Below are 16,561 nucleotides of genomic sequence, written 5' to 3'. Positions count from 1 at the left end.
AGCAATCGGATAAATGGAGGCAACAAGAAAGAAAAATAGGTTTTTCATCAAAATACATTATAGAAAGGATAACTGAAGATGAATATGGAACTTTTTAGATTAATAAATAATTTAGCAAATAAAAATAGTATTTTAGATAAGATAATGATTTTCTTCTCAAAAGATGTACCATATATATTTATGGCAGTCATTGCAATAGTATTTGTTTTAGGAATTACAAAAAAGAACTCTGATTATAGAAAAATTGCAGTTAATACTTTTGTTATTACTATAATAAATTTATTTTTAAGTTTTATTATTGGAGGTATTTATTATGTAGATAGACCTTTTGTTAATAACAAGGTAAATCTATTATATACTCACGTAAAAAATGCATCATTTCCAAGTGACCATGCAACAGGGACAATGAGCATAGCATTAGGGCTTGGAAAGTACAATAGGTTACTTAGTTTAATATTAACTATATTGTCATTGATTGTAGGATTTTCAAGAGTATATGTTGGACATCACTATCCTATGGATATTATAGGAGCATATATAATTGTTTTTGCAACAAGTCATATTTATAACTTGAAATTAAGAAGTAAGGTAGAAAATTTATATGAAGTAGTTGAGAAAAAATTAGTAGCAAGATTTGGTATTAAATAATTAGACAACAAAATTTAATAGTATATTACATAAGGGAAAATGTTAAAATGTGGTGGATTATTTTTATGTATTCATTCATAAAAAACTTCTAAATGGGATAAAAAAATTGAATATAAAGCTCAATGCAAGGCTAATTTTTAGTCAAGTATTGGGCTTTTTTGTTTTTAAAATTTATATCATATTTTTTATGAAAAACTTAGATAATGCTTGTATGAAAGCAAAATTACCTAATAATAAAACGAAGAAATATAAACTAATTTCATTTCTACAGAGTTTTTAATATATAACAATATCAACACGGTTTTAAAACAAAGCGTAATATATAAAGTTTTACTATTACCAATTCAACAGGATTGTTGAGTTATATATGTATGTGAGTTAAAATTTATATAGGCAATGTTTATAAAGAATAATAATACATTATTATACAACAATAGTGTGGAGGTAATATTAAATGTTTCAGGCAAATACATATCATGAAATACTAAATAAATCACATAACAGATGTATTGAACATGGTGTAGAAAAAAATATTCCATGTCCTTTAAGAATACTTAAGAATAAAGAATTTGATATGCTAATAAGAAAAAATAGTGAGTTAATAAAAATAGCTAGACCATTTATGGAAATACTTTATGATTTTTTGAGGGGATCAGGATTTTCGCTATATCTTACGGATAAAGATGGAGTTGTCCTTACTATTATAGGCGATGAAGATATAATAAGAGATCAGACCAAAATGGGAATTGTAGAAGGGGCAGATATGAGTGAAAAAAGTGCTGGTACTAATGGTATTGGTACTGCTATTTATGAAAACTGCTCACTTCAGATTTTAGGAGAAGAACATTTTATAAAGGTTTTTCATGTTTGGACATGCTCTTCATCTATTATTCATAGTGAAGAAGGCGATATAATTGGATGCCTTAATCTAACTGGAAGGCGTCAATTAGCACATCCTCATACTTTAGGTCTTGTGGTGGCAGCAGTAAAATCAATTGAAAATCACTTAAAGGTTGAAAAGACTCAAAAGGAGCTATTCAAAGCTCATCAATATTTAAATAAAGTTATGAATTCATTAAATTTAGGGATTTTTGCTGTAGATACTGAAGGGTTAATAAAAGCTATAAATAATAGCGCATGTGATATGTTACATATTAAAGAAGAAGAGGTTATAAATAAAAATGTAGAGACAGTTTTAGATAACTGGGAATATATACTTGGGCAATTCAAAAGTGGACAAGTATATGAAAACATGGAAATTATATACTCGGACAAAAAGAAAAGGTTTAATTTAAATGTGTATCCAATAAAGGATAAGGATAACAATATAACTGGTATGGTATGCATATTTAAGGACATGAAAAACATATACAATTTGGTTAATAAGTATACAGGCAGAACAGCTAATTATACCTTTAATGACATAATTGGTAGAAGTGAAAAAACTTTAAAATTAAAGGAACAAGCAAAAAATATAGCTAATAGTCCTTCTACGGTACTTATTCAGGGAGAAAGTGGAACAGGAAAAGAGCTTATTGCTCAGTCTATTCATAATAATAGTGATAGAAGAAGCAATAGTTTTGTAGCAATAAATTGTGGAGCAATACCTAAAAGTTTAATAGAAAGTGAACTCTTTGGATATGAGGAAGGAGCTTTTACTGGAGCAAAAAGAGGAGGATGTGCAGGAAAATTTGAACTTGCCAATGGCGGAACATTATTTTTAGATGAAATAGGTGAGATGCCACTTGATATGCAGATAAATCTTTTAAGAGTACTTCAAGAAGCTTGCATTACTAGAATAGGAGGAAATAAATATATTAATGTAAATGTAAGAATTATTGCTGCAACTAATAAAAACTTAAAAAATGAAGTAAAAAAAGGAACTTTTAGAGAGGATTTATATTATAGATTAAGTGTAATTCCAATATATGTTCCACCATTAAGAGAAAGATTTGGAGATATAGAAATTCTTATACAGCATTTTTTGCAAGTTAAAGCTGTTAAGCTAGGAAAACCTATTCCAACAATAAGGAAAAACATATATGAAAAGCTTTTAAATTACACTTGGCCAGGAAATGTTAGAGAACTAGAAAATTGCATTGAAAACATTGTAAATATGGATGGAAATACCTCTTTTAGTTTTGAAAATAAAACTTTAGGAGTAGAACAAAATAATTCTGGTAATGTGAATTTAGAATATGATATGTGTTCATTAGAAGAATTAGAAAAAAGAGCAATAATACGTTGTATAGATAATTGTGGAGGAAATGTTACTAAATCTTGTAAAATACTAGGCATAAATAGAAGTACTTTGTATGCCAAAATAAAGAAATATAATATTGAGTTTAGATAAAATTAAAGTTCCTAAACGGTGGAATTCATTTAGGCACATGAAAGAAAATAATAGATCAAAGATGCGTCGTATATTTGGTGTCATACAAGGAGGCGAATTCAGTTAATAGTGGGCTATTAGCTAAATTTACTGATGAGCAGAGAACCAAAATCTATGATTTTGTGTAAATCGCTTACTCAGCGAGCGTATGCGAGTCGAGCTTCCTATGACGCAAAATAGACAAGCATACTAGTCTATTATTTTTTTGAATGTGCCTTAATAGTGTATAAAAATACAACGGTGTTGTAAAAAACAACAATATTTATTAGAAAGTGTTGTTTTTTACAACACTTTTTTAATTCTTTAAATCAAAAATATACAATATAAATTTAATATTTATATTATATTGTAATAGAAAGAATGGGATGATACTTGACTATATATTATAAATGTAAAGCTTAAGATAAGCTTTAAAATATACTTGGCATCATAATTGCTTGTAATATATATAGTAAAACTTAAAATAAGATTAAAAAATACACTTATATTTATAAAAGATATTTTTTTAACAATGTTTTAGGGAAGTTAAATAAATTATAACTAATAGTAAATTACAAGGAGGCTTTTATTATGAAAGGTTTTGCAATGTTAAGTATTAATAATGTAGGGTGGATTGAAAAAGATAAACCAGTGGCAAGTCCATATGATGCAATTGTACGTCCGTTAGCTGTATCTCCATGTACATCAGATATTCATACTGTTTTTGAAGGTGCACTTGGAAATAGACATAATATGATTTTAGGTCATGAAGCTGTAGGAGAAATAGTTGAAATCGGAAGTGAAGTTAAGGAATTTAAAGTTGGTGATAGAGTTATAGTTCCTTGTACAACTCCAGATTGGAGATCTTTAGAAGTTCAAGCTGGTTTTCAACAACATTCAAATGGTATGCTTGCAGGATGGAAATTTTCAAACTTCAAAGATGGAGTTTTTGCAGAATATTTTCATGTAAATGATGCAGATATGAATTTGGCACTTTTACCATCAGAAATATCTTTAGAAAGTGCTGTTATGATAACAGATATGATGACTACTGGTTTTCATGGTGCAGAATTAGCTGATATAAAAATGGGCTCTAGCGTTGTAGTAATAGGTATTGGAGCAGTTGGATTAATGGGTATAGCCGGTGCTAGATTACGTGGAGCAGGTAGAATTATAGGTGTAGGAAGTAGACCAATTTGTGTTGAAACTGCTAAATTTTATGGGGCAACAGATATTGTAAATTACAAAAATGGAGATATAGTTAAACAAATTATGAAATTAACTAATGGAAAAGGTGTTGATCGTGTAATTATGGCAGGTGGCGGTCCTGAAACATTAGGACAAGCAATATCTATGGTTAAACCTGGTGGAGTAGTTTCAAATATTAACTATCATGGTAGTGGTGATACTTTACCAATACCTCGTGTGGACTGGGGATGTGGAATGGCTCATAAGACTATAAGAGGAGGACTTTGCCCTGGTGGACGTCTTAGAGCAGAAATGTTAAGAGATTTAGTAATATATGATCGTATTGACTTGAGTAGATTAGTTACACATGTATATAATGGTTTTGAACATATAGAAGAAGCCCTTTTATTAATGAAGGACAAGCCAAAGGATTTAATTAAAGCAGTAGTTATAGTATAAAATTATTCTTATATTCAAATGGAGTTTTTTTAATAATTTACCTACAGATAATTGATAACTAATACTTATCAAAAGTTATTTTAAGAAAAAATAATTTTTAAATAATACAAAATTATCTTTTAATATAAAACCATCTTTTAGTGTAAAAGGTGGTTTTTTTTATGAGTAATTATCAATAAGGTACTACAATAGAATTAAAAAAGTTAAGACTGTGAAAGAAAAGTGGCTGTCTGATAATACAAATCATTTATTTCTATTTCTTTGTTATTACTTCACTTGTTAATTCTGAGATAGCCCCTTTTTTTGAATATCTCTTATAGAAAAAATTATAATTTTATTATCAACTCGCTTAAACAATTTAGTTAGGGAGGTTGTAGGCATTGTATTTTGTACATTAAAGAGTAACTTCAAAATCATCTACTTGATTCTAATTTATAATTGACTTAATGTTCCTGAAGTGCTATTGTTTTATTATTAAATAGTACGATTATGGTATTATATTTAAGGGGGATAATATGAAGAGTAGTAAAGAAATATATAAAGATAAGTCAAAACAAACATTTAACAATCAGGCAAACATTTATGATTCAACTTATTATGGAAAGCATGCAAAGAAGTTGTATAACAGTGTAGTTGAGGAGATAAATGGTTTTAAGTGTAGAAAGATTTTGGATGTAGGGTGTGGAACAGGAACAGTACTTTCTATTTTATCTAAAAAGGATAGTATTTGTTTAGCTGGAATAGATTTATCAAAGGACATGCTAAATATAGCAAGACAAAAATTAAATAAAAATGTTGAATTAAAGATTGGAGATTCTGAACAATTACCTTGGTATAATGACATTTTTGATGCTATTATTTGTACAGATTCCTTTCATCATTATCCTGAGCCAGAAAAAGTATTAAGTGAAATGGCAAGAGTGTTAAAAGATAAAGGGCATTTGGTAATTGGAGATCCTTGGATGATTTCTCCACTTAGGCAAGTTTTTAATTTGCAATTGAAATATAGTAAAAGTGGAGACTATAGGATATATTCAAAATTGGAAATAAGTAGGATGCTGGTTAAATGCGGATTTAATTCAGTTAACTGGAATAGATTAAATTATAGTTCTTTTGTAGTAACTGCTGAAGTTAATAAATAATCTTTTGTATTAGGTTCTGTTTTAATATCAACACGGTTTTAAAATAGAGCCTTGTATTAAATTAGAGTGTAAATAGCCATTAAGAGTAGTGTAAGATTTAGAGAAGTGTTTGGAGGGGATATCAAATGGAAAAGATTAATTTGAAACTTACTGTAACTAATTGTTTTTTAATTAAAAATAAAGAAAAATATATTTTGATTGATACTGGTTATGAATATGAATGGGAACTATTTTGTAAGAGATTAAAAGAAGTTGGGGTAAGTATTTCTGAAATATCACACATTATACTTACCCACCATCATGATGATCATTGTGGATTATTAAATAAAATATTAGAAGAAAACAATGCTATTAAAGTAGTGATGTCTTATCTTGCCAAGGATTTATTGTTAAAAGGAGAAAATGATCAAAGTCATGGAGGAGGATTAATTAACAAACGTATAAAACTATTATTGTCATTGGGCTTGAAACGTTTTAAAATAATGATAACTTTAAAAAAATTCATTAATAAAAAAAGTAATTTGAAATTTACTCCATATAAGATTCGAGAAAATGATATTCTTATTACAAAAGAATCAACATTTAAAGAAATTGGAATTGATTTAAATGGTACAATTATAGAAACACCTGGTCATAGTATTGATTCTATTTCATTATTATTTGATGATGGGGATTGCATTGTTGGTGATGCTGCTGCTAATTTTATGCAATTTGCAGGGACAAAGTATTGTGTAATATATGTTTGTGATATTGATGAATATTACAATAGTTGGACAAAAATAATTTCAAGGAATGCGAAGATAATATTCCCATCACATGGTGACTCATTTATAGTTGAAAAATTAAAAGATAACATAGGAAAAAACAAGAAGGAGAATATGGTTATGAACAAATAAGTTATACATAGGTTTCGATCAAGTTTTTACATAAAATGAGATATTTGTATTAATTTATATTAATAATAAACTAGTTAATTAATAGGCATTATCATTATTGAAACTTATATATTTAAGAATTTATAGTACCCAATAAAAACTAAGGGAGTAAGAAAAAATGAACAACGAAAATATAAAGCAAATTAAAGAATTTAGTGAACTTTGGCATGCAATAATAAAAAAATCTCATTTTAGTAAAATAGAAGAACAATTTCCAAGGTTTAATGGATTAACAACTATTGAAATAGGGATAATCAGCATTGTTTCAAAAAATCCTGATGTTATTTTGCGAGAAGTTGGTACATTTTTAGATATACCAAAAAGTACACTAACAAATGCTATTGATAGACTTGAAAAGCGTAATTATATTAATAGGACAATTAGTAAAAGAGATAGAAGATCTTATGGACTTAAACTTACAGAAGAAGGTCATCTTACTCAAAAAGAGCATATTGATTTTGAAAGTATGGTTTATGGACGGTTATTAAATTCTCTTGATACTGATGAAGAAAAACAAGAATTGTTTAAATTATTAAGAAAGATTGTTAGTAATCTTGAGGAGTAAAGGTGGCTGAACTGTGATTTTTTATATATTTTATCGAGAGTATAAATAATGTAGGCATATTGGAGGAGTATCTAAAAAGGTACGCTTTCTTCTTTGCAATAAAAAGTCTTGTATTGCGTTTAGTAAATATTATAAAATTAAAGATAGATTAGGAGATATAACAATGAAAAATGTATTTTATTATAATACCAAGATTGGAAGAATTGCAATAGAAGAAAACGGCACAACAATTACAAAATTGTATTTTCTAAATGAAGGTATGGAAGAAGAAATAATAGAAAAAAATGAAACATTACTATTAAAAGAAGCTATAAAACAAATAAATGAGTATTTAGATGGAAAACGTACCTCGTTTGACCTACCATTAGCATCAGATGGAACGGAATTTCAAAAGAAAGTATGGAATGCTTTAAAAGAAATTCCTTGTGGTGAAACAAGAAGTTATGGTGAAATTGCAAAAATAATTGGAAATGAAAAGGCATCAAGAGCTGTTGGAATGGCAAATAATAAAAATCCAATTCTTATCATAGTTCCTTGCCATAGAGTAATTGGGGCTAATGGTAAATTAGTTGGTTATGCAGGTGGAATTGGGGTAAAGGAATACTTATTAAATTTGGAGAAAAAACATGTAAGAAGTTAGAACAAAATATTTTTAGTATATATGTTGCAATAAGAAGTATTCAATAAATCAGTAGCTGTTTACGGTTTTGTTGCACATTTAAATTTGCAATATATACAGTAAGAAAGATTCTGGATAGATTAAAAAAGTAAAAGTATAAAATAAAACTATAATCTAATTAACAATAGTATAAAACTAGAAATAATTATGAAGTTTAATATGATTGATTAATTATTTAAGATATCAAAAAATGGATTATTTCCATACCCAAAAGAAAATATCAGAAAATTTAAAAAACAGCTTGTAATTGATTACAAACTATTATATAATATAATCAAGATAAAGAGTTAAACAATTTATCTTAGTGTACTGACACTTAAATCCGGCAGAAGAGCATACCTAAATAGGTATGTAGTTGGTAAGGGTTAATGAAAAAATACCCGAAAGCAATGTACGACATAGGGCGTACCCAGTTGGCGGACAACATTAAAATCAGTTACTAAGAAAGAGCAAATACATTATGTGTATTTGCTCTTTTAAGTTGCTTATTAAGGCATCTTAAAAAATAGTATAGAAGTGAAAGCTACAGCTTCTAACTATATGACAAAGAAAAGAAACTGACTCAAATTTAATTTGAGCTAGCTTCTTTTTTAATATCAACACGTTTTTAAAACATAACCTTTAATTTAAATATACTATTTAATTGATCCTTGAACGATTCCTTGAATAATTTGTCTTTGTACAAAGAAGTAAAATACTACTATTGGAATAACAGCTAAAATTAATGCTGCCATTGCAAGTTCCCATTGTTTTGAAAAAGCTCCAAAGAAGTTATTCATAGCAAGTGGAATTGTATTTATCTTACCGTTAATTGTAAGATGAGGTAATAAGAAGTCATTCCAAATCCATATTCCATTTAATACTGATATTGTAACTGTAGTAGGCTTTAATAATGGAAGGATTACTTTAGTATATACTTTCCATTTGCTACAACCGTCTATAATTGCTGCTTCTTCAATTTCTTTAGGAATACTTTTTATAAATCCATGATATAAGAATATACTCATACTAGATCCAAAGCCAATATACATAAATATAAGACCATAGTGCGTTCCAAGCATGCTAAAATTAATAGAGTCAATGTTTAATAGTCCCATCCATTTTACAAGAGGTAACATTACAGCTTGGAATGGAATAATCATTGCAGCAACAAATAAGTAAAATAGAATTTTACTAGTTTTTGATTCATTACGAGCTAGTACCCAAGCTCCCATAGAGGAACATAATATTATTAAAGCTACACTTACAACACTTATTATCATAGAATTTGTGAAGGCACTAGCCATATTTGTTCTCTCTATTGCATCTGCATAGTTACTAAAATTCCATATAGATGGTAAACCAGTTGTATTAGCAAAAATTTCTCTTCTTGTTTTGAATGAGTTTATAAACATTAAGTAAAAAGGAACTAAGTATAAAATTAACAATAACCATGTTACAATTTCTAATGAACCTAATTTACGACTATAGCCATTTAAAGTGGTTAACTTTTTAATTTTTTTAGGGGGTGTATCAGTATTTAGAATAACATTGGGTTCCATTAAACTTCTACCTCCTTTTTCTTATTATAGTAAACTTGAGTTAAAGAAATAGCAGTTACAACTATGAAGAATATAATAGCTTTTGCTTGTCCAATACCCATATTGTTTGATACGAAAGCTTCTTTATAGATATTTAAAGATAACATCTCAGTAGGCTTTGCTGGTGTTAAGGAGAAGTTTAAGTCAAACATTTTAAATGAGTTAGCTAGTGTAAGGAATAGACATACTGTAATTGCAGGTCTTACCATTGGTATTGTGATATGTCTAAATGCCTGGAATCCAGTAGCACCATCAATATGACTAGCTTCTAATAAATCAGTAGGTACGTTCTCAAGAGATGCAACATAGATAACCATTATATATCCTGCGTATTGCCATGAAGCAACAATAAGCATTGCTAACATTGCTGTATTTCGATTTTGAAGTAGGGAAGTAGATAAGAATGACGAATTTAAACTTTGTCCTATTGATGTAAATACAGAGTTAAATAAGAATTGCCATATAAAACCTAAGATTAATCCACCAATTAAATTTGGCATAAAGAAACCAGTTCTTAAAAGGTTTTTACTTTTTAGATTTCTTGTAACAATGTATGCTAATCCGAAACCTATAAAATTAATAGTAATTACACTTGCAATAGTGTACAAAATTGTTATTTCGAAAGAATAACGAAATTGGGTATCTTTTAATATCTCAATATAATTTTGGAAACCAACAAATTTATATGCTGGATTAGCACCATTCCAATCTGTAAAAGTATAATATATTCCCATTATAAAAGGAATAACTACTACCATTATAAAAGAAAATAGACAAGGCGCTATAAAAAGCCAAAGATCTCTTTGTTCTTTACGATTTTTACTCATATTTTCACTCCCTTGTTATAAAAGTTAGATACATGAAAGAAAATAATACACCAAAGATGTGTCGTATATTTGGTGTGAGACAAGGAGGAAAATTCAGTTAATAGCAAGCTATTAATTGAACTTGCTGACGTAGTATGACGCCAAATAGACAAGCATACTGGTCTATTATTTTCTTGAATGTGCCTTAGTATAAAATTAAATGTAATTTGTGATATAACCTATGCAGTATGTATTATTTTTTTCATGTAACTTAAATTTAATAAACATCCATAAAAGGGGAGTTATACCCTTTTATGGATTTGAATTTTTAATATTATTTTTTAGTAATATCTTGAAGTTCTTGAATCATTTGAGTTTTATCAATTTCACCTTTGGCAAATTTTGAGAAAATAGGTCCTACTTTTTCAGTAGTAAATCCATCAGGTAGATTAGTGAATGCCCATGGAAGAGTCTTACCAGCTTTATTAAATTCAGAAATTGATTTAGATAATGGATCATCCGGTTCAGTAGTGAAGTTAGTAAATGCAGGAATCATTTTCATATCTTTAACAATAGACTCTTGTCCAGTTGTACTAGTTACCATCCAATCTAAAAATTCTTTAGCTTCTTTATTAACAGCTGAATCTTTATTAACAACCCAGTACATAGGAACTCCAACAGGAATGCTTCCACTTACTTTTGTATCATTGTTGATAGCTAATGGAACAAATCCCCTATCAAATGTACCACCTAGACGCTCTAAGTCACCAGAAATCCAGTTACCTTGTTGTATAAAGGCAGTTTTACCTAATGCAAAATTACCAACTTGCTTACTATAATCAATAGTATTTAAAGTAGCACCGCCACCATAATTACAAAGTAGTTCAACTAAGTTCATCCAATCCTTAAAACCTTGGTTATTAACGAAATCAGCTTTTCCATCTTTATAATCATTAACAAATTGAGCAGGATTTGTTTGAACTGCTAATGGAATATTAAAAGTATGGTTACCAGTAACCCAATTTTCTTTAGTTGTATAAGATACAACATTATCAATTCCTAAATCAGCTTTTTTAGCATTTAATGTTTCAAATGCTGCTTTAAGTTTATCAAAAGTATCTATTGAAGCAGGATCAATACCAGCTTTATCTAAAATTTCTTTGTTATACATTAAGCCATAACCCTCAGTTGCTGCTGGCATACCGTAAACTTTATCGTTAATAGTTACTGTATCTAGTGTACCGGGAAATGCCTTCTTACACCAAGACTCAGCAGATAAATCATCTATTTTATGTTCCCAAACTTTGTAATCTCCAGCACCTTGTATCATGAAGATATCAGGTTCAGTACCTTTTTGGAATTCAGCTTTAAGTGATGCACCGTAGTCAGCTCCACCACCTACAGAAGTAACTTCAACTTTTACCCCTTTTTCTTCTTCATATTTTTTAGCAAGTTTTTGTAAAGCATCATTAATTTCAACTTTTAATTGGAAGATTTTAATTGTTTTGTCTCCTCCAGCAGCCTTTGCAGTTTTTCCACTATTAGATGAAGAACATCCAACAACAGTTCCTAATAGAAGTGAAGCAACTAATACTGTAGATAAAGTCTTTTTCATTTTAAGTTTCATTTTTTTACCCCTCCCACAAAATATGTTTAATAATATAGTTTTTTGTTGGAAACGATTCCGAAATGCATCAAATTTAAAACATATAGAAAATTAATGTAAGAATATATATAACTTTGTATATGCTTTCTCAAATTCAATGTATCCGTTTACTATAACCATTAAAAAAAATAATTTATATTTTTTAATGTTATTATAATAAGAATGTTTCGGAAACGATTCCTGAAATCAATAACATATTGATTTCTTACTATAATCGAATTATATCATCATATAGTTTATAATTCAAGTTCTATTAATTAAAAATTGATATTTTTACTATATTGAGTAAACAAAGGCAGATAATAACAGCAGTGTTAACTGCTTTTACTTGCTTGTTTAGTTCAAAAAATCTTAAGAATATATAAAGTCGACACCCCTTTTTCTTTAGAGTAAAATACTTATAATAATAAAATATTGATAGGTAGCAAGTGATTGTACTGTAATAGGAGGACTCATAATATGAATTTTAGAAAAATAAAGATTTTTTATGAAACAGCAACTGAATTAAATATGACTAGAGTAGGGCAAAAGTTATATATAAGTCAGCCATCTATAAGTCAAGCAATACGTGAAATAGAAGAGGAACTTGAAGTTAAATTATTTGATAGAATAGGTAAAAAATTATATTTAACATATGAGGGAGAAATATATTTAAATTATACAAGAAGAATACTTAATCTTTATGAAGAATCAATAAGAGCAATTAATGATATAAATACAAATGAAAAGGGTAAAATAAAAATTGGTGCAAGTACAACAATAGGAATATACATATTGCCTGATATAATAAAAGGATTTCTTAAAGAACATAGTGGAATTGAAATATCTCTAAGTGTAGATAATACTGCTAATATAGAGAAGATGATACTTGAAAACAAAATTGACTTTGCATATATTGAAGGAAGATCTCATTCAGATGAAATAATTGAATCCAAAGTGTGGGAAGATGAACTTATATTCATTTCTAGTGCAACACATAATTGGATTAACAAAGATATATTAACTAAAGATGACATAGTTAAAGAAAAGCTGATAATGAGAGAAAATGGAAGCGGCACAAGAGAAGTTGTTGAAAGATATTTGGAAAATAAAAATATAGAATATAAAATATTTATGGAGCTAGGCAATACAGAAGCTATTAAAAAAAGTGTTGAAGCAAATCTGGGTATAAGTTGTCTTTCGCTTAGAAGTGTTCAAGAAAAGATAGAAAGTGGGGCACTAAGAGGATTTAGATTACAAGAAGGTAATATAACTAGAACATTAAGATTAATTCATCATAAAGATAAGTTTTTAAGTAAGAATATGAATAATTTTATAACTTACTCTTTAAAATAAGGCTTTGTTTTAAAACCGTGTTGATATTCATACATAATGCTCAATTTCAATGTCACTTCGCAAATATGTATAAATATCAACACTATATTAAGACAAAGCCTAAAATAATTGTATTTGTTAAATTGAAAGTATAATTACATATAGGTATTTAGTTATTAATATTATATCAAAATAAGTATTTCATTATAATAAAAAACTTTATTATAATTAACTCGAATTAACAAAAGAATTAAATTCAAAATAAATTTGAGGTGATTATATGAAAAGTAAAATTATAAATATCTTACCAGGTCTTTTTGTATGTATATTTATAGCCATATTAGGAAAAATATTAGGAAGCTTTTTACCTTCAATTGGTGGTGCAAGTTTTGCTATTATATTAGGAATTGTTTTTGGAAATACTTTATTTAATAAACAGAAATATAATGAAGGATCTAAGTTTTCAGAAAAAGATCTTTTATCATATTCTATAGTACTTATGGGTTCAACAATAAGTTTTATGCAAATAAGTTCACTTGGATTTAGAGGGGTATTGTTTATAGCAATTCAAATGAATTTAACAATATTAACTACATATTTTATAGGTAAAAAATTAGGATTTTCTAAAAAGTATTCTTTGCTTATGGCATCAGGAAATGCAGTTTGTGGATCATCTGCAATAGCTTCAGTAGCACCAATTATAAATGCAAGTGATAAAGATAAAGCAATTTCAGTAACAATTGTAAATTTAACAGGAACAATTTTAATGTTTGTAATTCCAATAATAACAGCATTCTTATATAAAAATAGTGTCACTGAAACTTCTGCAATGATAGGAGGAGTTTTACAATCAGTAGGTCAAGTTATTGCTTCAGCAAAATTTGTTAATGAAGAAGTAGTAACAGTGTCTACTATATTTAAGATAATAAGAATAATATTTTTAGTATTTGTAGTTATTGGTTTTTCAAAAGTAAAGGTTGAAGAAAATGAAGACATGTCAGAAAAAGCAATAGTTCAAAGAAAAAAGAAATCTAAATTTCAAATACCTTGGTATATTAAAGGTTTTTTTATCTTATGTATAATTAATAGTTTTGGTTTAATACCTACTTCAGTTGAAAGAATATTTAAGTTAATAAGTAATAATTTTGAAATCATTGCATTAGCTGCTATTGGTATGAGAGTTAAGTTTGTAGATTTAATCAAAGAAGGTCCAAAGTCTATGATGTATGGAATAATAGTTGGAAGTTTTCAAATAATATTTGCTCTTACATTAATTAAAACTATACTTTAGGCACATTTATTTTCTTTCATGTGCCTTAATTTTTATAAAAGCAAATTTTATAAACATATCAGAAGATAATAATATAAGTAAAATTATAAAAATTTAACAATACAAAGTTTTACTTATTATAGTTAAAATTTAAATTTGATTGTTCTGGATGAAGAATTTAAATGTATTGTTTAGTATAAGTTAATACTGTATAATACTTATAAAAATAAATTAGGTATTTATTAATAAGTGTATTGTTTTAAGTTTCTTTTAATATCTAAGATTAAGTTAGGCATATGAAAGAAAATAACAAGTCCAAAATGTCATGATTATTTTTCATTAGGCAAGGAAGTAGATTGGTTTCATAGTGGTGCTATTAGAGCAATCTGCTGACACAGCCTAATAAAAAATAGGCTTGACAGATGGACTTATTATTTAATTGATTATGCCTTATAAGGGGGCAACAAAATGACAAAAATTAAAATGTCTACTCCGTTAGTTGAAATGGATGGAGATGAAATGACAAGAATCGTTTGGGGAATGATAAAAGATGAATTATTAAATCCGTTTATTGAATTAAACACAGTATATTATGATCTTGGCCTAGAATATAGAAATAAGACAAATGACCAAGTTACAGTGGATTCTGCAGAGGCTATAAAGAAGTATAAAGTTGGAGTAAAATGTGCAACTATTACACCTAATGCAGCAAGAATGGAAGAATATAATCTTAAAGAAATGTGGAAAAGTCCTAATGGAACAATAAGAGCAATTTTAGATGGAACTGTATTTAGAGCTCCAATTATAGTAAAACCTATAAAACCATATGTGAGGACTTGGAAAAAACCAATTACGATAGCAAGGCATGCTTATGGTGATATTTATAAAGGTGTAGAAATGAAGATAGAGGGTAAAGGTAAGTGTGAACTTGTATTTACTTCAGAAAATGGGGAAGAAAAAAGAGAATTAATACATAATTATTCTGGAGATGGTGTAGTACTTGGAATGCATAATCTTAACAAATCAATAGAAAGTTTTGCAATAAGCTGTTTTAAATTTGCTTTAGATACTAAACAAGACTTGTGGTTTGCTACAAAAGATACAATTTCTAAAAAATATGATCATACTTTTAAAGATATTTTTCAAGAAATATTTGATACAGAATATAAAGCAAAATTTGAAGAGCTAGGAATTAAATATGTTTATACATTAATAGATACTGTAGTAGCAAATGTTATAAAATCAGAAGGAGGAATCATCTGGGCTTGTAAAAATTATGATGGAGATGTAATGAGTGATTTGATAGCAACTGCATTTGGTTCACTTCCTATGATGACTTCAATATTAGTTTCACCAGAAGGAAATTATGAATATGAAGCAGCTCATGGAACTGTTCAAGATAATTATTATAAACACTTAAAAGGTGAAGAAACTTCAACAAATTCAATTGCTACTATTTTTGCTTGGACTGGAGCACTTAGAAAAAGAGGAGAATTGGATGGAAATTCTGAGTTAATGAGTTTTGCAGATAAATTAGAAGAGGCTTCAATAGAAACAATAGAAGATGGAATAATGACAAAAGATTTAGCGTTAATTGCAGAACATGAAAATGTGCAAACCGTTAATACTTTTGATTTTATAAAAGCTATAAGAAAGACACTAGAAGAAATATTATAGTATTTTAATATAATATAAATAGGTTATTGAGTAAACAAAAATTAGTTATTCAACAACCTATTTATAAAATGAAGGAGCTGTATCAGATTGATATTTTAAATCAATCATGATACAGCTCTCTTTTTATAGTTTTCAATTTTATACATATATTTTTATGTAATTATTAGTAATTATATTATTTGATTGCATGACGATAAGAAGGTAAAGATACCTTCTCCATAATTTTACTATATTTCTTTATTTATGAAGCTTGCTGCTCAT

General features: G+C 27.8%; 13 protein-coding genes. 10 read left to right on the top strand and 3 right to left on the bottom strand.

The window, feature by feature from the left end:
* Nucleotides 1-78: 78 nt before the first annotated feature.
* The 7 genes from BM027_RS14265 (at nt 79) to BM027_RS14230 (ending at nt 7,948) form a co-directional block, all read left to right on the top strand.
* Complete coding sequence (locus tag BM027_RS14265) at nt 79-648, top strand: phosphatase PAP2 family protein (RefSeq protein WP_175559997.1); 570 nt, start codon at nt 79-81, stop codon at nt 646-648.
* 454 nt (nt 649-1,102) lie between these two features.
* Nucleotides 1,103-3,001 carry a sigma-54-dependent Fis family transcriptional regulator gene (locus BM027_RS14255; RefSeq protein ID WP_090093239.1) on the top strand — a complete coding sequence of 633 codons (1,899 nt, stop codon included), beginning with the start codon at nt 1,103-1,105 and terminating at the stop codon, nt 2,999-3,001.
* A gap of 609 nt (nt 3,002-3,610) precedes the next feature.
* Nucleotides 3,611-4,666, top strand: a complete 1,056-nt coding sequence (locus tag BM027_RS14250; protein ID WP_090093236.1) for an NAD(P)-dependent alcohol dehydrogenase — start codon at nt 3,611-3,613, stop codon at nt 4,664-4,666.
* A gap of 515 nt (nt 4,667-5,181) precedes the next feature.
* Nucleotides 5,182-5,808, top strand: a complete 627-nt coding sequence (locus BM027_RS14245) for a class I SAM-dependent methyltransferase (RefSeq protein WP_090093234.1) — start codon at nt 5,182-5,184, stop codon at nt 5,806-5,808.
* Nucleotides 5,809-5,933: 125 nt separating this feature from the next.
* Nucleotides 5,934-6,704 (top strand): MBL fold metallo-hydrolase, encoded by a 771-nt coding sequence (locus tag BM027_RS14240; protein WP_090093231.1) that lies wholly within the window; start codon nt 5,934-5,936, stop codon nt 6,702-6,704.
* 157 nt (nt 6,705-6,861) lie between these two features.
* On the top strand, nt 6,862-7,308 hold the full coding sequence (locus BM027_RS14235) for a MarR family winged helix-turn-helix transcriptional regulator (protein ID WP_090093229.1): 447 nt from the start codon (nt 6,862-6,864) through the stop codon (nt 7,306-7,308).
* Between the two features lie 163 nt (nt 7,309-7,471).
* Nucleotides 7,472-7,948, top strand: a complete 477-nt coding sequence (locus BM027_RS14230; protein ID WP_090093227.1) for a methylated-DNA--[protein]-cysteine S-methyltransferase — start codon at nt 7,472-7,474, stop codon at nt 7,946-7,948.
* A gap of 674 nt (nt 7,949-8,622) precedes the next feature.
* On the opposite strand, the gene BM027_RS14225 is transcribed toward BM027_RS14230, so the two are convergent.
* The 3 genes from BM027_RS14225 to BM027_RS14215 all read right to left on the bottom strand — a co-directional run bounded on the left by BM027_RS14225 (nt 8,623) and on the right by BM027_RS14215 (nt 12,000).
* Entirely contained in the window at nt 8,623-9,528 is a 906-nt protein-coding gene (locus BM027_RS14225) for a carbohydrate ABC transporter permease (RefSeq protein ID WP_090093225.1), read from the bottom strand.
* Nucleotides 9,528-10,394 carry a carbohydrate ABC transporter permease gene (locus BM027_RS14220; protein ID WP_090093223.1) on the bottom strand — a complete coding sequence of 289 codons (867 nt, stop codon included), beginning with the start codon at nt 10,392-10,394 and terminating at the stop codon, nt 9,528-9,530. The genes BM027_RS14225 and BM027_RS14220 overlap by 1 nt, the downstream gene beginning before the upstream one ends.
* A 313-nt stretch (nt 10,395-10,707) precedes the next feature.
* Nucleotides 10,708-12,000: an ABC transporter substrate-binding protein gene (locus BM027_RS14215; RefSeq protein WP_090093221.1), complete on the bottom strand. Its 1,293-nt coding sequence runs from the start codon at nt 11,998-12,000 to the stop codon at nt 10,708-10,710.
* A 498-nt stretch (nt 12,001-12,498) separates the two neighbouring features.
* On the opposite strand from BM027_RS14215, the gene BM027_RS14210 reads away from it, so the two are divergent.
* The 3 genes from BM027_RS14210 (at nt 12,499) to BM027_RS14200 (ending at nt 16,300) form a co-directional block, all read left to right on the top strand.
* Nucleotides 12,499-13,374 carry a LysR family transcriptional regulator gene (locus BM027_RS14210; protein ID WP_090093216.1) on the top strand — a complete coding sequence of 292 codons (876 nt, stop codon included), beginning with the start codon at nt 12,499-12,501 and terminating at the stop codon, nt 13,372-13,374.
* Between the two features lie 259 nt (nt 13,375-13,633).
* Entirely contained in the window at nt 13,634-14,644 is a 1,011-nt protein-coding gene (locus BM027_RS14205; protein WP_090093214.1) for a YeiH family protein, read from the top strand.
* Nucleotides 14,645-15,091: 447 nt separating this feature from the next.
* The gene (locus BM027_RS14200) at nt 15,092-16,300 is read left to right on the top strand and encodes an NADP-dependent isocitrate dehydrogenase (RefSeq protein ID WP_090093213.1); all 1,209 of its coding nucleotides are present in this window, start codon (nt 15,092-15,094) and stop codon (nt 16,298-16,300) included.
* Nucleotides 16,301-16,561 lie beyond the last annotated feature (261 nt).

The organism is Clostridium uliginosum, from assembly GCF_900112485.1.
Classification (GTDB): Bacteria; Bacillota; Clostridia; order Clostridiales; family Clostridiaceae; genus Clostridium; species Clostridium uliginosum.
Note: the sequence above shows the minus strand (reverse complement) of the source record. Positions and strands in the feature narration are given on the sequence as shown.